At 47.9% G+C, this 18,368-nt stretch carries 17 protein-coding genes; 13 read left to right on the top strand and 4 right to left on the bottom strand.

The features are described 5' to 3' along the window. The first annotated feature begins 99 nt into the window (after positions 1–99). The 11 genes from K9N75_RS03965 (at position 100) to hypE (ending at position 12,022) form a co-directional block, all read left to right on the top strand. Positions 100–954 carry a hypothetical protein gene (locus K9N75_RS03965; protein WP_224452239.1) on the top strand — a complete coding sequence of 285 codons (855 nt, stop codon included), beginning with the start codon at positions 100–102 and terminating at the stop codon, positions 952–954. 19 nt (positions 955–973) lie between these two features. Then, entirely contained in the window at positions 974–1,864 is an 891-nt protein-coding gene (locus K9N75_RS03960) for a hypothetical protein (RefSeq protein WP_224452238.1), read from the top strand. Positions 1,865–1,875: 11 nt separating this feature from the next. Further along, the gene (locus K9N75_RS03955) at positions 1,876–2,139 is read left to right on the top strand and encodes a PAAR domain-containing protein (protein ID WP_008815113.1); all 264 of its coding nucleotides are present in this window, start codon (positions 1,876–1,878) and stop codon (positions 2,137–2,139) included. A 409-nt stretch (positions 2,140–2,548) separates the two neighbouring features. Next, positions 2,549–3,094: an electron transport protein HydN gene (hydN, locus tag K9N75_RS03950; protein WP_008815112.1), complete on the top strand. Its 546-nt coding sequence runs from the start codon at positions 2,549–2,551 to the stop codon at positions 3,092–3,094. Positions 3,095–3,215: 121 nt separating this feature from the next. Then, positions 3,216–5,477 carry a formate dehydrogenase subunit alpha gene (fdhF, locus tag K9N75_RS03945; protein WP_224452237.1) on the top strand — a complete coding sequence of 754 codons (2,262 nt, stop codon included), beginning with the start codon at positions 3,216–3,218 and terminating at the stop codon, positions 5,475–5,477. 207 nt (positions 5,478–5,684) lie between these two features. Beyond that, a complete protein-coding gene (gene hypF, locus K9N75_RS03940) occupies positions 5,685–7,985 on the top strand; it encodes a carbamoyltransferase HypF (RefSeq protein ID WP_224452236.1) in 2,301 nt (766 codons plus the stop codon). A gap of 109 nt (positions 7,986–8,094) precedes the next feature. Beyond that, complete coding sequence (gene hypA, locus K9N75_RS03935; RefSeq protein WP_035503530.1) at positions 8,095–8,436, top strand: hydrogenase maturation nickel metallochaperone HypA; 342 nt, start codon at positions 8,095–8,097, stop codon at positions 8,434–8,436. Between the two features lie 17 nt (positions 8,437–8,453). After that, positions 8,454–9,563 (top strand): hydrogenase nickel incorporation protein HypB, encoded by a 1,110-nt coding sequence (hypB, locus tag K9N75_RS03930; RefSeq protein WP_224452235.1) that lies wholly within the window; start codon positions 8,454–8,456, stop codon positions 9,561–9,563. Further along, entirely contained in the window at positions 9,554–9,850 is a 297-nt protein-coding gene (hybG, locus tag K9N75_RS03925) for a hydrogenase maturation factor HybG (protein WP_004093282.1), read from the top strand. Before hypB ends, hybG begins: the two co-directional genes overlap by 10 nt. 13 nt (positions 9,851–9,863) lie before the next feature. Further along, positions 9,864–10,979: a hydrogenase formation protein HypD gene (gene hypD / locus K9N75_RS03920; protein WP_008815108.1), complete on the top strand. Its 1,116-nt coding sequence runs from the start codon at positions 9,864–9,866 to the stop codon at positions 10,977–10,979. Positions 10,980–10,993: 14 nt separating this feature from the next. Beyond that, positions 10,994–12,022, top strand: coding sequence for a hydrogenase expression/formation protein HypE (gene hypE, locus K9N75_RS03915; RefSeq protein ID WP_008815107.1), 1,029 nt, complete (start codon positions 10,994–10,996; stop codon positions 12,020–12,022). Between the two features lie 55 nt (positions 12,023–12,077). On the opposite strand, the gene hycA is transcribed toward hypE, so the two are convergent. The 3 genes from hycA to lysA all read right to left on the bottom strand — a co-directional run bounded on the left by hycA (position 12,078) and on the right by lysA (position 16,473). Further along, positions 12,078–12,542, bottom strand: coding sequence for a formate hydrogenlyase regulator HycA (gene hycA, locus K9N75_RS03910; protein WP_224452234.1), 465 nt, complete (start codon positions 12,540–12,542; stop codon positions 12,078–12,080). Between the two features lie 311 nt (positions 12,543–12,853). After that, positions 12,854–15,013 (bottom strand): formate hydrogenlyase transcriptional activator FlhA, encoded by a 2,160-nt coding sequence (flhA, locus tag K9N75_RS03905; protein WP_051146187.1) that lies wholly within the window; start codon positions 15,011–15,013, stop codon positions 12,854–12,856. Positions 15,014–15,210: 197 nt separating this feature from the next. Continuing rightward, positions 15,211–16,473: a diaminopimelate decarboxylase gene (lysA, locus tag K9N75_RS03900; RefSeq protein WP_061059183.1), complete on the bottom strand. Its 1,263-nt coding sequence runs from the start codon at positions 16,471–16,473 to the stop codon at positions 15,211–15,213. A 164-nt stretch (positions 16,474–16,637) separates the two neighbouring features. On the opposite strand from lysA, the gene K9N75_RS03895 reads away from it, so the two are divergent. Further along, positions 16,638–17,564: a LysR family transcriptional regulator gene (locus K9N75_RS03895; RefSeq protein WP_130995957.1), complete on the top strand. Its 927-nt coding sequence runs from the start codon at positions 16,638–16,640 to the stop codon at positions 17,562–17,564. Between the two features lie 93 nt (positions 17,565–17,657). After that, positions 17,658–17,849, top strand: coding sequence for a hypothetical protein (locus K9N75_RS03890; protein WP_004093260.1), 192 nt, complete (start codon positions 17,658–17,660; stop codon positions 17,847–17,849). Between the two features lie 85 nt (positions 17,850–17,934). On the opposite strand, the gene K9N75_RS03885 is transcribed toward K9N75_RS03890, so the two are convergent. After that, on the bottom strand, positions 17,935–18,156 hold the full coding sequence (locus K9N75_RS03885) for a putative periplasmic lipoprotein (RefSeq protein ID WP_004093259.1): 222 nt from the start codon (positions 18,154–18,156) through the stop codon (positions 17,935–17,937). Positions 18,157–18,368: the final 212 nt, after the last annotated feature.

Here is an 18,368-nt window from a genome sequence, read left to right as displayed (position 1 = left end):
TATAATAAGATGGAACATCCATAGCATAACAGATGAATCTATTGATAGAATCAAAAAAACACAAATAGTACTGAACTAAAACAGAAAGGCAATACATTAATGAATAGTAGATACCCAGAATACAAAAAAGACATAACGGATCTGGACAATATAAAAAACATTTTTGTTTCAATCAGCAAAAACTGCCTTGAAATAAAAGCATCTAGTATCTCTGAAGGAGCATACTTAAGCCGAATGTGTTTACCCGCAATCATATCTGTCAATGTTTTTATTCTTATGTCTGCAATTCAATCGTGGATGGAAAATCACAACTTCATTGAATTATCTCTTCACGCAGTGGCTATTTTGCTTTTCTCTTTTTTGATATTTATGTTTATCTCACAAATAAAAAACAATTCAAATATTGTTTTTAACAGAAAAACACAAAAGTGCTACGTTTACTACTGTGGTAGAAAACATATCAACGATGTTGAAGAAATAATTATTTCCGGAGGAAAGACGACTCATATTTCTGTACATCGTCATGATAAAGAGGGGAAAGTTATCACTGGTGATATAGAAATTGATGAACAGTGGAATGTCCAACCAATTATTTATTATATTAAGAAATTTTTACATGAAGGAGAAAGTGACCTACCAATACCAACTAGCCGTGATTGGGCTGATTTAGAAAAAGAGAATGTCGCATTACCACCATTCAAAGCACTACTGCACTATGCTCCTTGGCCTTTTTGTGGGAAAATTACTGATGAATTTGAAAGAACACTCAAAATTTATCTATGGCCGCTATATACATTTCTTTTATTTCCTCTTTATACGTTTCTTTCACTACTCTGGTATCCCTTCACCAAAATATTCAACATCAAACCACATCCAGTCCCCGAAGAAGCCTACGAAGGTGACGACAGCATCCGCGTAACGCCAGAAATGGCGGCTAAAGGGATTCGACCTTAAACTACAAGGAGTAATAAATATGATAAAAACATCGGAGGTTACCTATGATTTCCCTGAGAGAAAATACAAGGTCGAAAATGCATGGATTGGTAATCAGTTAATTTCAATAAGCGATAACTGTTTAGAAATCCAAACTGCTACGTTAGCTTTTGAATCAATTATGGGGCGTTTTTGGTTTCAGGCTATGCTCTTTACTGCGATCTATTTTAGTTCAGGATTTAGTCATTCTTTTGTTTTAGTATTAATTCCAATTATTATCATAATGTTATTTATCGGCGGCAAGGCAATTATAAACATCAAGGAGAATTCAAATATAGTTTTTAACCGTAGTACTAGGATGGTGCATGCCCATCATAAAGGGAAAGATTTAAGCACCCAATGGAGCTCTCTATTGTGGGATAGTCAGATCAATATTAATAATGTGGCTAAAATCTATTTTATTTTTCCTCATCGTAATGAAGATAATACTGTCTCAGTTGACTATGTTGAATTAAGTAACGATCAGCGCTCAGTTTTGCACGGAGTAACCACTTTTATAAACGCATTTATGCAGCAGGGTCATGAGGGCTTACGAGTTCCAAAAAGCTATGAATGGAATCGCGTGTTCAGCACCAAAGTCACGCTTTCCCCTAGCGAAATATGGCAACACTACGCTCCTTGGCCTTTTCGTCGCCGATATTGCGACAGGGTCGAAATGAACACCAAGATCATTTTCTGGCCAGTCTGGACATTCCTACTGTTCCCCTTGCTTTCTCTCTTTGCATTAAGCTGGTGGTTAATGTGCAAAGTTTTTAAGGTATCTCCTGCTGCCGTTCCTTGTGATGCCTATCAAGGGGATAACAGCCAGCGTTTCACACCACAGTTTGCTGCCAAACAAATTAAGCCTTTTGAAAAATATATAACTGAATAAGGAATGAATTAATGAAACCACTCATTGTCTTGGGCGATAAAACAAATCATGGCGGTACAGTCGTCACTGCTGATGCAGGGTTCACACAGGACGGCATCGCCGTTGCTGGTCATGGCGATATGGTTGTGTGCCCCATTCTGGGTCATACGCCCTCCACCATTATTGCTTCCGGCAGCGGATTCACCCTCAACGGAAAACAAGCTGCACACGATGGCGACCAAACCTCCTGTGGTGCCAAGCTAATTGCCTCTCATTTTACCGTCAAACATGGGTAGTATCCTCTGTCTCCCATTATCAATGGGAGACGAGTTTTAATAACATCTTCTACAATAAGGGGTTATTGATTTGTTTATCAATATGAGCTTCGTTTTATCACCCTAGTTCCCACTCATTATCATCTTCAAGATCAACAAGCCGCCTCGCTAGACCAGCGATAATATGATTCATGATAGATAGCGAAAATGGTTCGACACTTCTGTCGAATCTCCTGTCGAGGTTGAATTTTCACGCTGTTCTTTTCATTCATCTTAAATAAGTGCTAGAAGCAACTCACTAATTTAAAACAAAAAAACACAAACAAAATACAGTTGGCATGATGTGTGCTTGCTAGTACCGATAAGCAATCTGAGCACGGGCAGTTCCGTTCTGCCCCACCAAATATAATGAGAAATCAGGAGTTAATTGATGAACCGGTTCGTCATTGCAGATCCTAAAAAATGTATCGGCTGCCGCACCTGTGAAGTCGCCTGCGTCATGGCTCACCGTGAAGATAGCGAACTTCACAACCTGTCCAAAGACAACTTCACTCCACGCATTCACGTGATTAAAGGGCAAAACGTTAGCACCGCTATCCTGTGTCGCCAATGTGAAGACGCGCCTTGCGCAAACGTCTGTCCGAACGGTGCTATCTCTCGCCAGAAAGACTTCATCTACGTATCACAAGAAAAATGCATCGGCTGTAAAACCTGCGTAGTGGCTTGCCCATATGGCACGATGGAAGTCGTAACCTCGCCGGTCGTTCGCCAAAATGGCGCCTCCGCTATGATGGTTTCGTCTAAAGCCGAAGCTAACAAATGCGATCTATGCCATACCCGTGAAAATGGCCCCGCTTGCGTAGAAACCTGCCCAACCAATGCGCTGAAACTGATCGACCGCAATGCTATGCAGGATCTGATCAACGAAAAACGCCGCCGTGCCGCACTCGATACCACCATTGATTTCATGTTTTAACTCTTTTGCTAAGCAGTTTTAGTCCCTATTGATTGACGTCGCAGTGAATTTACTGCGGCTTCAAACGTAAGGGATTGATTAACAACCATTCATTATCCCCGGTTCGGGGTAAGGTCTCGTTATGAATTCACCTATCGTGAATAATCAAATTGTTGTCAATAATCTAGATGTCGTGAACCACAACGTTGCAGTTAACGATGTTGTTGGGAAAAGCAAAGTTGTTACCGTCTGCCCATACTGCGGCGCAGGTTGCAAAATTAACCTGTGTGTTGAAAACGGCAAAATAGTACGCGCAGAGGGCGCCAATGGGGTCACCAATCAGGGCGAACTATGTCTGAAAGGGTATTTCGGTTGGGACTTTCTTAACGACACCAAACTGCTTACGCCGCGCTTGAATGAGCCCATGATCCGCCGTGAGAAAGGTGGAAAGTTCGAGGTTGTCTCTTGGGACGAAGCCATTCGTTATACCGCTCAGCGCCTAAAAGAAATCAAACAGAAGTACGGTGCGAAATCGATTATGCATACCGGTTCCTCTCGCGGAACCGGTAACGAAACCAACTATGTCATGCAAAAATTTGCACGTGCGGTAACCGGCAATAACAACGTCGATTGTTGCGCGCGCGTATGCCACGGCCCTTCGGTGGCAGGCCTGCAACAAACGCTGGGTAACGGTGCCATGAGTAACTCCATCAGCGATATTGAAAACTCTCAATGTTTGCTGGTATTTGGCTATAACTGCGCGGATTCTCACCCTATCGTCGCCCGCCGCGTGATCAAAGCCAAAGAGAAAGGTGCCAAAATCATCGTGTGCGACCCACGAAAAATAGAAACCGCACGCATTGCCGATCAGCACCTGCAAATGAAAAACGGAACCAACATGGCTTTGGTTAACGCTTTTGCGCATGTGCTGATTGAAGAAAACCTGTACGACAAAAGCTACGTCGCTAATTTCACCGAGGGTTTCGAGGAATATCGCAAAATTGTCGCCGACTACAGTCCAGAAGCGATTGAAAAACTCGTAGGTATTCCTGCCGAAGATATTCGTCAAGCCATGCGCACCTATGCCGCAGCCCCTTCGGCTACCATCATGTGGGGCATGGGCGTGACACAATTTGGTCAGGCCGTTGACGTCGTGAAAGGCTTGTCGGGTCTAGCCTTGCTCACCGGTAACTTAGGCCGTCCTAACGTTGGTGTGGGGCCCGTTCGTGGGCAAAACAACGTGCAGGGTGCCTGCGATATGGGGGTGCTACCCAATGAGTTTCCAGGCTATCAGTCGGTCACCGATCCTGAAATCCGCGCCAAATTTGCCAAAGCATGGGGCATCAACGTCGAAGACATGGATCCCGATGTCGGCTATCGGATCACTGAAGTGCCGCATCTGGCGTTAGAAGGTAAGGTAAAAGCCTACTACATCATGGGCGAAGATCCATTACAGACCGAAGCTGATTTAGGCCTAGTTCGCAAGGGCTTCGAGGCTTTGGAATTTGTCGTTGTGCAAGACATCTTCATGACCAAAACAGCCGAGCAAGCCGACGTCATTTTACCTGCTACCAGTTGGGGCGAGCACGGTGGAATCTTTTCCTGCGCCGATCGTGGTTTCCAACGCTTTGGCAAGGCCATCGAAGCGAAAGGGAACGTTAAACGCGACTGGGAAATTATCAGCCTGTTAGCGACCGAGATGGGCTACCCGATGCATTACAACAGCAACGAAGAAATTTGGGATGAATTACGCGAGCTATGCCCACTTTATTACGGTGCGACCTACGAAAAAATTGGTGAAATGGGCCATATACAGTGGCCGTGCCCAACGTTAGATCATCCGGGCACGCCTTACCTATATAAAGATAACCATTTCGATACACCAACCGGTAAGGGTCAGCTATTCGCCACCGATTGGCGTGCTCCCGCTGAAGTACCCGATGCCGACTATCCTTTAGTACTCTGCACCGTACGCGAAGTTGGTCACTACAGCTGTCGTTCAATGACGGGTAACTGCGTGGCGCTACAGACGCTGGCCGATGAGCCTGGCTTTGTTCAGATCCATCCCGAAGATGCGCAGAGAATGGGCATACTCGATCAACAAATTATTTGGGTTGAATCCCGCCGCGGAAAGGTTATCTCTCGCTGTAATTACAACGAACGCATCAACAAAGGTGCGATCTATATGACCTATCAGTGGTGGATTGGCGCTTGTAATGAGCTAACGCAGGATAATTTGGATCCGGTATCAAAAACGCCAGAAACCAAATACTGCGCGGTCCGGGTTAAGCCAATTATCGATCAGGATTGGGCTGAGACGTACGCCTCTCAGACCTATAACGAGATGAAATCACGGCTTCGCCATCACGTTGAGGATGCAGAACGCAGGATGGCGCACGCTTAACCATTCTCAATCTGTTTAGTATCCCCTCCCCGAATTTGGGGAGGGCATTAGAACTGCCCAATGGGAAAGTTATCACTGTATTTATTTGACCCTTTTTGCATGCTCGCTGCCCCACATCAAAGATGTTTATCGCTTAAGTACGGAAAATAGGCTTCTTCGATGTGGCGAAGTTTTGTCATTCCCACGAGTTAGTGTTCAGGAGCCCCTTTGAGTCAACAATCAATCTTGCTGAGAGTGAAAGGCAAAGTCCAAGGTGTTGGCTTTAGACCCTTCGTGTGGCAACTCGCTCAACGCTTAAAACTACAAGGCGAAGTCAGTAATGATGCTCAAGGGGTATTAATCGCACTGCGTTTACCTGCCGACGTGGCTTATTTTTGTCATCTGTTGCGTCAGGAATGCCCTCCGTTAGCACGTATTGACAGCATCAGTGAACACGAGTGGACTGGCGGCGAACTGCCCGATGAATTCTGCATTGTGGAAAGTGGTAAAGGCAAAATGGACACCCAGATTGTGCCCGATGCGGCTACCTGCCCAGAGTGTTTACGGGAAATGAGCGATCCCAACAATCGCCGTTTTGGCTATCCATTCATCAACTGCACCCACTGCGGCCCACGCTTCACCATTATTCACCGTATGCCCTACGATCGTCCTTTCACCGCCATGGCTAGCTTCCCGCTATGCCCAACCTGTGCTCAAGAGTACCAAAATCCCGCCAACAGGCGTTTTCATGCACAACCTACTGCCTGTGCCGACTGCGGCCCTCATTTATGGTGCAGTAATAGGGCCGGAGGACAGCCATTTACGGGACAACAGGCGTGGAAAGAACTGATAGACGTATTGCTTAACGGCGGTATTGCCGCCATTAAAGGAATTGGTGGATTCCATCTGGCCTGTGATGCCTCCAATCCACAGGCCATACAATTACTCCGCGAGCGCAAGCGACGCCCAGCAAAGCCGTTGGCCGTTATGTTGCCCAATGAACATTGGGTGCGCGCTTTCTGTCGAGACGACGTCTCAGCCGATTTACTCACGCTGTTGAAGAGTCCCGCAGCCCCTATTGTTCTGCTCCCAAAATCATCGTTAGTGCTTGATGGCATTGCGCCTGGCCTAGACGAAGTCGGCGTAATGCTACCATCCAATCCTGTGCACCATCTGCTGCTACAAAAGATCGGACGCCCGCTTGTCATGACCTCTGGTAACGCCAATGGTTTACCACCCGCGCTTAGCAACCAACAGGCGCTGCACGAGCTCACTGGCATTGCCGATATTTGGTTACTGCATAATCGCGACATCGTGCAGCGCGCTGACGACTCCGTTATTCGCTGGCACACCAACGGCAGCGAAATGCTGCGCCGTTCACGCGGTTTTGTTCCAGACAGCTTCGATCTGCCAGAGGATTTTCGTCATTTACCCTCGATTGCCGCCGTCGGCGGTGATTTAAAAAATACGTTTTGCCTTCTGAAAGGTAACCGTGCGGTGCTGAGTCAACATCTCGGTGATTTGAGCGACGAGCGCGTACAGCAGCAATTCACCCAAACATGGGAACTATTGCACCAAATCTATCAGTTTGTGCCTGAAGCATTGGCCTGCGATCTGCATCCAGCCTATGCCAGTACTCAGCTCGCTCAACGGTGGGCAGAAAAGGCGGCTTTAACCTGTTTGCCGATTCAGCACCATCATGCCCACCTAGTCGCATGCATGGCCGAGCACAATATTGCGCTGGATACACCACCGCTCGTTGGGCTTGCGCTCGATGGTATCGGCTACGGAACGGATGATTCGCTATGGGGGGGAGAGTGTCTGCGGGTCGATTATCGACAAATGCAGCGCCTAGGCGGCTTACCTGCCGTTGCGCTGCCCGGCGGAGACTTAGCGGCTCGGCAGCCGTGGCGCAATCTTTTAGCACAGCTACTACGCTTCGTACCGCATTGGCAGCAATATCCCGAAGCCCAATTTATTTTGTCGCAGCCATGGCAGATTTTACAGCGAGCGGTCGAGCGTAATCTCAATAGCCCATTGGCGTCATCTACGGGAAGATTATTTGACGCCGTCGCCGCTGCGCTAAATATTTGTGCAGAATCCATCAGCTTTGAAGGTGAAGCGGCCTGCCGCTTGGAAGCGTTAGCGCAGCAGGCAAAAAGCAAAAATGCGCCCATATCCCTCCCCTTAGATGAGCAAAATAACCTCGACATGGCAGTGTTTTGGCAGCAGTGGTTAAGCTGGCAGGCACCTCCAGAAGAGCGTGCCTACGCATTTCATGCGGCACTAGCCCAAGGGCTGGCGGATTTAGTTCGCGTGCATGCCGAGGCTGAAAATTGTCGCACTATCGTGATGTCAGGGGGCGTATTGCATAACCGCTTACTGCGCCAGCTGTTACAGCAAAACTTAGCGGATTTCACGCTGTTGCTGCCGCAGAAATTACCTGCTGGCGATGGCGCCTTAGCACTTGGACAAGCCGTGATCGCTGCCGTACAGCTATCGGATGCGAGGACGATCGCAAAGACATAAACGTCACGCTACCACGGTGCCGCCAATGCGTTATCTAATGACGGTAATCAAGGTCTCATCGGGTGTATTCGCCGAGGATATGCCCGCCATAAAAAATAAGATCATAATTATGCATGAACTGACCCTATGCCAAAGCGCATTTGACATCATTGAACAGCAGGCTAAAGCCAACAACGTGAAGCGCGTAACGGGCGTGTGGCTGGAGATTGGCGCGCTATCCTGTATTGAAGAGAGCGCCGTACATTTTTGTTTTGACATCGTTTGCCGCGGCAGCGTGGCCGAAGGCTGCAAATTGCACATCACCACCCAGCCTGCACAGGCGTGGTGCTGGGACTGTAGTCAGTCAATCACCGTATCTGCGCATGACGCCGGATGCCCACACTGCCAGAGCCATAATCTGCGCGTGGACAGCGGCGACAGCATGCAAATCAAACAAATCGAAATCGAATAGTTTTCGGGAGAGAATTTATGTGTACTACCTGCGGTTGCGCGGCTGGCGAACAGCGTATTGAAGGCGACGATCATCATCACGATCATGAGCATCACCATACACACCCGCATGGTGACCATCATCACGATCATGAACATCATCATGAACATGCGCACGGCCACCATCATGACCATGAACACCACGGCCATGAACACCATGGGCATCACCACCACGCACAAGATGAGCACCCACAGACCGTCGTCGTCCATCACCATTACCACCACGCCGGCGACGTGCATCATCATCACTATAATTATGTTTTGGCTTCTGATGCCGAACTGCATCTTCATGATCATCAGCACAAACATAAAAATAAGAATAAAAACAAAGGTAAACACCAGCACATACACGAAGAAAAATTCGTACCAGAACAGCAGGACAACGATCTGCACTACGGAAAAGGTGAAGCCGGTAGCCACGCGCCCGGCATGACTCAGCGCCGTATGCTGCAAATTGAACAAGACGTGCTCGGTAAAAATAATCATCTGGCAGAGCACAACCGTGAGCACTTTACCCAACAGCACATTGCTGCGCTAAATTTAGTTTCCAGCCCTGGTTCAGGCAAAACAACGCTGCTAACCGAAACATTGAAGCGTATTGCTGATCGGTATAGCTGTGCCGTCATTGAAGGCGATCAGCAAACCACCAACGACGCTGAACGTATCCGTGCCACTGGTGTACCCGCCATTCAAGTTAATACCGGTAAAGGCTGTCATTTAGACGCTCAAATGGTGCACGACGCCATGCATCGTCTGGATCTACCAGACCATAGCCTGCTGTTTATTGAAAACGTAGGAAATCTGGTTTGCCCAGCCAGTTTTGATTTAGGCGAACGCCATAAAGTTGCCGTACTGTCCGTTACCGAAGGCGAAGATAAGCCGCTGAAGTACCCTCATATGTTTGCAGCCTCTTCCCTGATGATCATCAATAAAATCGACCTGCTCCCGTATCTGCATTTTGACGTTGAGGCCTGCATCGCCAACGCTAAACGTGTAAATCCGCAGATCACCGTGATTCAGCTTTCTGCCACCAGCGGCGAAGGTATGGACGCTTGGCTCGCTTGGTTGGAGACGAATGTATGTGCTTAGGAATTCCGGGGCAGGTGGTTGCCGTTGGCGATGATATTCATCAAATGGCCACGGTCGACGTATGCGGCGTGAAACGCGAAGTCAATATTGCATTGGTCTGCGAGGGCTCACCGCAAGATATGCTCGGACAGTGGGTATTGGTTCACGTAGGCTTTGCCATGAGCATTCTGGATGAGGCTGAAGCCAAAGATACGCTAGACGCATTAATGGCAATGCAAGAAGTCGAAGAAGACGTTGGCTACTTTCTCCGTAATGGCGAGCCAGCGCCACAGGTCAGTGAAAAGTAAGGTGATATAAGATATGCAGTTCGTTGATGAATTCCGCAATCCTGAACTGGCAAAAAAACTGGTTCAGCGCATTACCGAACGGGTTCGTTCCTTGCCTTCACACTGCCGACTTCCTTTACAGTTGATGGAGGTTTGCGGCGGACACACACATGCGATCTTCAAATTCGGGCTGGATCAATTACTTCCACCAGAGATCGAGTTTGTGCATGGCCCCGGCTGCCCTGTCTGTGTTCTTCCTATGGGACGTATCGACGAATGCGTTGAAATAGCTAACCAACCAGACGTGATTTTCTGCACGTTTGGGGATGCCATGCGCGTGCCCGGACGCCATGGCTCGTTGCTAGATGCTAAACGCAAAGGCGCAGATGTTCGTATCGTTTACTCTCCGCTTGATGCGCTTACGCTGGCTCAGCAAAACCCCGATAAAGAAGTCGTGTTCTTTGGACTTGGTTTTGAAACCACCATGCCAAGCACCGCGGTAACCTTGCAGCAGGCTAAAGCGCTAGGGCTGAAAAACTTTACCGTTTTCTGCCAGCACATCACCATTACTCCAACGCTGCGTAGCTTATTACAGCAGCCTGACGTGCGCATCGACGGCTTCCTCGCGCCGGGTCATGTCAGCATGGTGATAGGTGCTCATCCTTATGAGTTTATCTGCGAAGATTTCCATAAGCCGTTGGTGATTACCGGCTTTGAGCCGCTAGATATCCTACAAGCCTTGGATATGCTGGTGGCTCAGATAGCAGAAGAGCGTTGCAGCGTCGAAAATCAATATCGCCGCATCGTTCCCGATCACGGTAATGCTATTGCGCAAAAAGTATTAGATGACGTCTTTGTAACCAAAGACAGCAGCGAATGGCGAGGCTTGGGAGAAATTGCTCATTCTGGCGTTGGCTTAAGTCCTGCTTATGCTCAATTTGATGCCGAACTGCGCTTTCATCCTCAAGAACAGAAAGTGGCAGACGATCCACGAGCACGCTGTGGCGATGTTCTAACCGGCCGTTGTAAACCCGCCGACTGCCCTCTGTTTGGTGAAGGCTGTAATCCACAAAACGCATTTGGCGCCTTGATGGTTTCATCTGAGGGAGCCTGTGCGGCGTTCTACCAATATCGTCGTGGGCTTGAATAAAAAAGGTACGAATAATGAGTGAATGGTCTAAAGATGATGTGATCACAATGGCGCACGGCAGCGGTGGTCGCGCCATGCAACAACTCCTGGATACGCTGTTTCTACCGTTGTTTAGCAATCCCGCTTTAGATGAACGTGAAGATCAGGCTCGCCTGCCGCTGAGCATTTTTAATCAGCACGGCGATCGCCTAGCTTTCACGACCGATAGCTACGTTATCGATCCGATCTTTTTCCCCGGCGGCGACATAGGCAAATTAGCCGTATGTGGCACTGCAAACGATTTAGCGGTGAGCGGTGCTCAGCCTAAGTACCTCTCCTGTGGCTTTATCCTGGAGGAAGGATTGCCGTTGCTGGATTTGGAAAAGATCGTGCGCAGTATGGCTGCAACCGCTAAAGCCGCCAATATTCAGATTGTCACCGGCGATACTAAGGTTGTGCAGCGCGGTGCGGCAGATAAGATCTTTATCAACACCGCAGGTATCGGCGCGATCCCTAATGATATCCATTGGGGAGCTTCTGAAATTCAACCGGGTGACAAACTGATCGTCAGCGGCACTTTGGGCGATCACGGCGCGACAATCCTGAATTTGCGTGAACAACTTGGGCTTGAAGCCGAATTGATCAGCGATTGCGCTGTTCTCGCTCCCTTGATTGCACCTTTACGAAATATTCCTGGTGTACGCGCTTTGAGAGACGCCACGCGCGGTGGAGTTACAGCCATTATGCATGAGTTCGCCAACGCCAGCGGATGCGGTATTGATGTGATTGAGCAGTCACTGCCGGTAAAAAATGCCGTTCGAGGCATTTGTGAATTATTAGGCCTAGAACCGCTGAACTTCGCCAATGAAGGGAAATTGGTTATTGCCGTAGCGCCTGAAGCTGAACAAGCGGTACTGGATAGCTTGCATGCACACCCACTCGGCGTAGATGCGGCTACCATTGGTGACGTTACCGAAGGCAAACAGGTGCGTTTAACGGGAATGTATGGCACTTCACGCCTGCTAGATTTACCGCATAGCGAGCCGTTACCGAGGATTTGCTAAGAAACATATTGTCCACTTCTGGCCGCCGTTATGCAGCCAGAAGTGGATAGGTAAACTAATGCGCCCCTAATTTACCTACCAACAACTCCCGCACTGGCTGGTTGGTATTCATCGCCTGATACAAGGTCTCGTACAGGTCGTGAATTTTATCCAGATAGTGCTCTAGCACAGCGTCCATAGAACGATTGTTGACAGTACCGTCAATCAGGCCATTCTCATCGATTGTCGAATGACTGATTTCAACAAAATGATCTTCACACTGTTCATCGTTCATACGCAGGCCATACTGAATTTTTTTGCTGTAGAACTCATCTGCCAGCTTCACTTCAACCATAAAGTGATCAAACACGGTGAAGTTAACGCTATCGCCATCCCCGCAGCTGAACTCATGAAAAATCTTCAGTTTTGAAGAGGTCGCGGCTTTAATCAGGCTGCTTTTGTACAGAGCCCATTGCGCCATTAATTTTTCATTTTTGTCATGGATATAAAGCGACTTTTCGGTTAATTCGCTGACCTTCATGCTTCTTTGCCTCGCTCCACATTGTGGGTTGGAGTTTGTTACTCAGGGCTTAGCCCCATTGATAGATTTGACGCTCAATCAGGCCGTAATCCAGCAGCGTTGAACGTTTCAATCCATACAAAGCATAATCCGTGCCAAAAAGTAAAATTAATGAATAATTGATATTATTCAATTGGTTAACTTCGGCATTTCATTGAGAAGGCGTAAAAAACATGATGATGAAACGAGGAATGATGACGCTTCGACATTTATGTCGAAGAAAATGTCACGGGCGAAAAAAGCCAATTTCCGCCCGAGTCATAAGAGATAAATCAGTCTTTAGCAGAAATGCCCAGACGCTGCATACGGGAAATCAGTGTCGTGCGTTTCAATCCTAGGCGAGCCGCAGCACCGCGTGGCCCAGCCACAATGCCGTTAGTTTCTCGCAGAGCATTGAGAATACGTTCACGTTCGCTAAGTTCGCCGTCTTGTTCATGCGGCACTTTTTCTGCGGGCTTAGATGCCTTTGGCATCGTCCATGTCGACGAAGAAGACGGTATTTCTCTCGCAGGCTTATTCACCAACGGCGGTGAAAGATGATATTGCAGTTCGTTAAGCTGTAAATTCAGCACAGGGCCACGCGTCAAAATAACTGCGCGTTCAATGATGTTCTCCAATTCACGAATATTCCCCGGCCATGGCAAATCACACAGCATGCGGATGGTTTCCGTTGGAATGCTATCAATGGTACGGTTCATCCGTTTGGCAATTTTGCGCGTAAAGAATTTAACCAGTAACGGAATATCTTCTGGGCGTTCTCGCAGCGGCGGGATCACGATAGGGAAAACATTTAGGCGATAGTAGAGATCGCTACGGTATTCACGGTCCAGAACCATCTGCTTTAAATCACGATTGGTGGCCGCAATTAGACGCACATCGACTGGAATAACTTTATTCCCACCCAGACGTTCAATTTCGCGCTCTTGCAGTACTCGCAACAGTTTAGGTTGTAGCTCGAGAGGAATATCTCCCACTTCATCCAAAAACAGTGAGCTTTTGTTTGCTAGCTCAAAACGCCCCATTCTCTGCGACGTTGCTCCGGTATAAGCCCCTTTTTCATGACCGAACAGATCGCTTTCAATCAGCCCGCTTGGAATTGCCGCACAGTTCATCTTCACCATGCGTTTTTGGTTACGGGAACTCAGATTATGGATGGCTTGCGCAATCAGCTCTTTACCTGTTCCGGTTTCTCCCAGAATCAACACGCTACAATCACTAGAAGCGACCATTTCGACCTGCTCTAGCACGCTTTTGATGGCGGCGCTTTGCCCCACAATCTCACCAAAATCACTATCTTGGCGAATTTGCTCGGTCAAATAACGGTTCTCATGGACCAAACTATCCTTCAGGCGAGAAATTTCACCATAAGCCAGCGCGTTGTCCACCGCGATAGCGATACGAGCCGCTATTTGGCGTAGCAGTTTGAGATTGTTATCGCTGAAGATGGCCGGCTGACATTGAGCTAGTTTAAGCACGCCCAACACTTTGTTGCCGAAGACCAGCGGAAGCTGACAAATCGTCTGATGACCAAACTCTAACATCTGAGCTAACTGACGATCTTGTGGCGCCAAACGTGTGGAGTCCTGCAAATCCATCAACAGCATCTCTTCACTTTGCACCACCTGCTGAGCAAGAGAGCCTTCCAGCGGTAAGTACTTTTGCTCGCGCAGCACCGGCTTTCCACTTTGATAACAGGCCACATAGGCTTTGAAGCGATCTTCCTGTTCATCAAAAATAGATAGGCCGATGTAATCAATACCAAAGAAACGATGGATCTCTTTGGAGACCTCGGCGGCCAGTGCGTCTAGCTCTAGCTTAGAAGTCACGGCATTGGTTACGTCGACTAAAATGCGGTAATGATCGCGCTCGCGACGAAGGCTCTCTTCTTCAAGCTGAACATGTTCGCGCTCAAGAATATTCTCGAGTACGCTGGCAACCACATCAGATAGCGGCAAAGCCAACGCCAACTCGCTTTCACTAAACTGCTGATTACCGTGTTTAATGAATTCAATGCCGCCTAATCTTTGGCGTGGTGTCGTCAGCGGTAGCTGATAATAAACATTAAGAGAGCGATACTGCGCTAATTCTGAAACCTGCGGGAACTGTTGAATAAACTGCTCGCGCTGACAGCAAATAGGTTGCTGATCCGCCCACACTTTCCCCCCTGGTCCTTCAGCCAATAAAACATCATTGGAACACTGCATCTGTTTGCTTTCAGGCTCATAGCCATAATGTGTTATACGGTTATGCAGAGGGTCGAGGCGCAAGATATTAACGCGATCAAAACGAATAACGGAAAATGACAAGCCGTGGAGAGCCTGCATCAGCTCAGAGAGGGTTCGCTGAGCAAGCAGCGTTTGTGTGGCCTGATGCAGCATATCCTGCCAGACCGGATTCATTCTGGTCGAAGACTGTATTTTGACGGTATTCATAACTGAAGATGATGCGCGTGAAATGATTAGGTCGGTTATTTTACGGGAAAGAAAACCAGAATAGATATGATCTGAATGCTTAAATATGACAATTATTGCCATTGTAATGGTGGCAAATAATAACCATTATTCTTTGAACATGTGCGTCAACAATTCGCTAACGCACATGAAACTATTAATAAATATAATTAGTAAAATTATACCATCTCTAGTGCCAATAATTCTTCAATCGTCTGACGACGGCGAATTAAACGCGACTCACCATTTTCAAACAACACCTCAGGTAGCAACGGGCGACTGTTGTAGTTCGACGACATCGACGCACCATATGCACCGGTATCATGGAAAACCAGATAATCGCCTACCTGTGCGGCCGGTATTGAACGCGTTTCAACTTCTCCGCCCGCTTTTTGCGTAAACACATCACCAGATTCACAGAGCGGCCCACCAATCACAGACTCAACCCGCGGCTGAGCAGTCACGTCTCGTCCATCCGCAGGCAAGAGAGAAATATGATGATAGCTACCATACATTGCTGGGCGCATAAGATCGTTGAAACCCGCATCAACCAAAACAAAATGGCGGCTACCCATATTTTTCACCGCGCGAACCTGTGCCACCAACACACCTGACTCAGCAACCAAGTAGCGACCCGGCTCAATCTCCAGATGCACAGGATGGCCTAGATGACGAGCGATACGCTCGCGCGCGTCGTTCCATAAGCCATAGTAGTGAGAAACGTTAATCGACTCGTCACCCTGCTGATAGGGAATCGATAAACCGCCGCCCGCAGAGATCGCCTGAATATCATGACCTAGCTCGATTACCTGACGTACCATCGTATCGCAAACCTGCGCGAGATGCTGATAGTCCACACCTGAACCAATGTGCATATGCAAACCTATCAGCTCTAGATCGTATTGTTTGATTAATGCCAGCGCCTGCGGCAGTTCTTCAAACCAGATACCATGCTTGCTGTTCTCACCGCCGGTGTTTGTTTTCTGGCTGTGGCCGTGACCAAACCCTGGGTTCACACGCAGCCAGACCGGATGCCCTGCCGAGCGCTCTCCCAACTGCTTCAGCATATCGGCTGATCCAGCATTAACGGGAATATTCAGTTCAACCACGCGAGCAATCGTCGCTTCATCGAGTACATCAGCGGTAAACACGATTTGGCTTGGCGAGCCTCCGGGTTGAAAACCCGCCAGCAGTGCACGTTCTATTTCCCCTAAAGAAACCGAGTCCACCTTCACGCCTTGCTGATGCATTAACCGCAGAATATGAATGTTCGAGCAGGCTTTTTGCGCAAAACGAATTACATCAAATTCGCGCAGTTTTTCAATCTGCTGTTTAATGATCTCGCCATCATAAACCCATACAGGGCCACCAAAACGTGACGGTAGCGTAATGAGATTATCGGCATTCAGCGAAGTAGTGCGATCGTTTAGCGAACGTGGCATGGCATCCTCTCGGCGGTCAGTCTATTTTTGTGGTTATTTGATTTTGTGGTTATTTGATGTTGTGCTTCGATTATTGCCACTGAGTGTGCCTTTAATAAAATATCTATTTAGGGCAAGTCTATTCATTTATGATATGGCTTTATCTCGCTTGGAGTTCGTCGACCATGTCTGCTATTTCTTTGCGCCAGATCGAAATCTTTCATGCGGTAATGACGACAGGCAATTTGACCGAAGCCGCGGCATTGCTAAATACGTCACAACCCACTGTCAGTCGTGAGTTAGCTCGATTTGAAAAACTGCTGCAGATGTCTCTATTCGACCGAGTTCGTGGGCGACTGAGACCCACAGCACAGGGGCTACAGCTCTTTGAGGAAGTACAGCGTTCATACTATGGCATTGAGCGTATTGTTGACGCTGCAACTCACATTCGACAATTCCAGCAGGCTCAGCTCTCTATTGCTTGTCTGCCCGCGTTCTCGCAGTCTCTGTTGCCCAATGTCTGCCGTACATTTTTGGGCGAGTACCAAGACGTAAGCCTAAATGTGATTCCACAAGAGTCTCCTTTATTAGAAGAGTGGCTGTCCGCACAGCGCTACGATCTTGGATTAACAGAGAACACTTATACGCCACCAGGCACTGAACGCCGGACGCTGGCTACCTTAAACGAGATTTGCGTACTACCGAGCAATCATCCATTGCTCAGTAAAAAACGGCTGACACCCCAAGACTTTGAGGAACAACGTTATATCAGTCTGTCGCCTAACGATGGCTATCGCCAAACGCTAGACGCTCTCTTTCATCGCGAGCAGGTTAGTCGTCAGATGGTGGTAGAAACCCACAGCGCCGCGTCTATTTGTGCAATGGTGTGCCAAGGAGTTGGCGTTTCGATTGTCAATCCGCTCACCGCGCTGGATTTCGTAGGGTGTGGCGTAGAAATCAGGCCCTTTAGCGTTGACGTCCCCTTTACCGTAAGTCTGATTGTACCGAAGCATCGTCCTTCTTCGGCGCTGGTTGAAGCGTTTATTGCTCATCTGGAAGGCTACATTTCCGAAGTCTATCTACGCCTTAAAGGATCTTTCCCCCAATTCTAAGAATCGTCGGTTTTATCTGGGCATTCATTCACCAACATTGTCTATACTGAAAAGAACTATGACACTGATTTCATCAGACAATAAGGAGCAAAAATGGCAGGTAAACCGCCCTATCCAAGACATGCAGAGATCGTTGAAATCCGTAAAGGTACACAGGGAGCAACTGAAATTTGGTATGAGCTACGGGCAGATCACCCTCGTCCCAATACATTAATCAGCGAGCATCCAACACATCAAGAAGCACTGGACGCAAAAACACGCTATGAAGATGAAAAGAAAGAATAAAATGGCGCGACTAAGCATTAAAACAAAAACTCAGCCTAGGCTGAGTTTTTGTTTACCTACCGCTAACGAAGTCTAAACGATAGCGTTATTTAGTTAACGCGATAATACCCAACGTCAAACCAGCAACCGCCGCTGCGCCACCAGCAATAGCCCCCGCCGTCTCCCAATTATCCTGAGTCGTACCTTTCATACAGGTATTGGTATGCACTAATCGCCCTTCCGAATCATAGCTCGGCACACATGGTGATTCTGTTGCACAACCCGCTAGCAGCGTTGAAAACAACACGATAGCAATTAACTTTTTCATGGTACACCTCAAGAGGCTCAAGCCTTAAGCAACATGCTTCAGGCGCAACTCTAGCACTCTACGCACGATGAGAGAGTAATGAATAGTTGCAAAGTATTTGGATTGTAAAGAGTGTGATGTCGCAATTGCCCCTGACGATCAGGTGCATGTTAGATCAACCGTCCATTAAGCAGTCAAATAACGAGATATAATCAATCCAGAGAAAATTCTTA

The organism is Hafnia paralvei (genome assembly GCF_020150375.1).
In the GTDB taxonomy this organism is placed as follows: domain Bacteria; phylum Pseudomonadota; class Gammaproteobacteria; order Enterobacterales; family Enterobacteriaceae; genus Hafnia; species Hafnia paralvei.
Note: the sequence above shows the minus strand (reverse complement) of the source record. Positions and strands in the feature narration are given on the sequence as shown.

What these genes read in the sequence shown, in the direction of transcription:
- K9N75_RS03965 (WP_224452239.1), top strand. Translation starts at nt 100, where the DNA reads ATGAATAGTAGATACCCAGAATACAAAAAAGACATAACGGATCTGGAC.
- K9N75_RS03960 (WP_224452238.1), top strand. Translation starts at nt 974, where the DNA reads ATGATAAAAACATCGGAGGTTACCTATGATTTCCCTGAGAGAAAATAC.
- K9N75_RS03955 (WP_008815113.1), top strand. Translation starts at nt 1,876, where the DNA reads ATGAAACCACTCATTGTCTTGGGCGATAAAACAAATCATGGCGGTACA.
- hydN (WP_008815112.1), top strand. Translation starts at nt 2,549, where the DNA reads ATGAACCGGTTCGTCATTGCAGATCCTAAAAAATGTATCGGCTGCCGC.
- fdhF (WP_224452237.1), top strand. Translation starts at nt 3,216, where the DNA reads ATGAATTCACCTATCGTGAATAATCAAATTGTTGTCAATAATCTAGAT.
- hypA (WP_035503530.1), top strand. Translation starts at nt 8,095, where the DNA reads ATGCATGAACTGACCCTATGCCAAAGCGCATTTGACATCATTGAACAG.
- hypB (WP_224452235.1), top strand. Translation starts at nt 8,454, where the DNA reads ATGTGTACTACCTGCGGTTGCGCGGCTGGCGAACAGCGTATTGAAGGC.
- hybG (WP_004093282.1), top strand. Translation starts at nt 9,554, where the DNA reads ATGTGCTTAGGAATTCCGGGGCAGGTGGTTGCCGTTGGCGATGATATT.
- hypD (WP_008815108.1), top strand. Translation starts at nt 9,864, where the DNA reads ATGCAGTTCGTTGATGAATTCCGCAATCCTGAACTGGCAAAAAAACTG.
- hypE (WP_008815107.1), top strand. Translation starts at nt 10,994, where the DNA reads ATGAGTGAATGGTCTAAAGATGATGTGATCACAATGGCGCACGGCAGC.
- hycA (WP_224452234.1), bottom strand. Translation starts at nt 12,542, where the DNA reads ATGAAGGTCAGCGAATTAACCGAAAAGTCGCTTTATATCCATGACAAA.
- flhA (WP_051146187.1), bottom strand. Translation starts at nt 15,013, where the DNA reads ATGAATACCGTCAAAATACAGTCTTCGACCAGAATGAATCCGGTCTGG.
- lysA (WP_061059183.1), bottom strand. Translation starts at nt 16,473, where the DNA reads ATGCCACGTTCGCTAAACGATCGCACTACTTCGCTGAATGCCGATAAT.
- K9N75_RS03895 (WP_130995957.1), top strand. Translation starts at nt 16,638, where the DNA reads ATGTCTGCTATTTCTTTGCGCCAGATCGAAATCTTTCATGCGGTAATG.
- K9N75_RS03890 (WP_004093260.1), top strand. Translation starts at nt 17,658, where the DNA reads ATGGCAGGTAAACCGCCCTATCCAAGACATGCAGAGATCGTTGAAATC.
- K9N75_RS03885 (WP_004093259.1), bottom strand. Translation starts at nt 18,156, where the DNA reads ATGAAAAAGTTAATTGCTATCGTGTTGTTTTCAACGCTGCTAGCGGGT.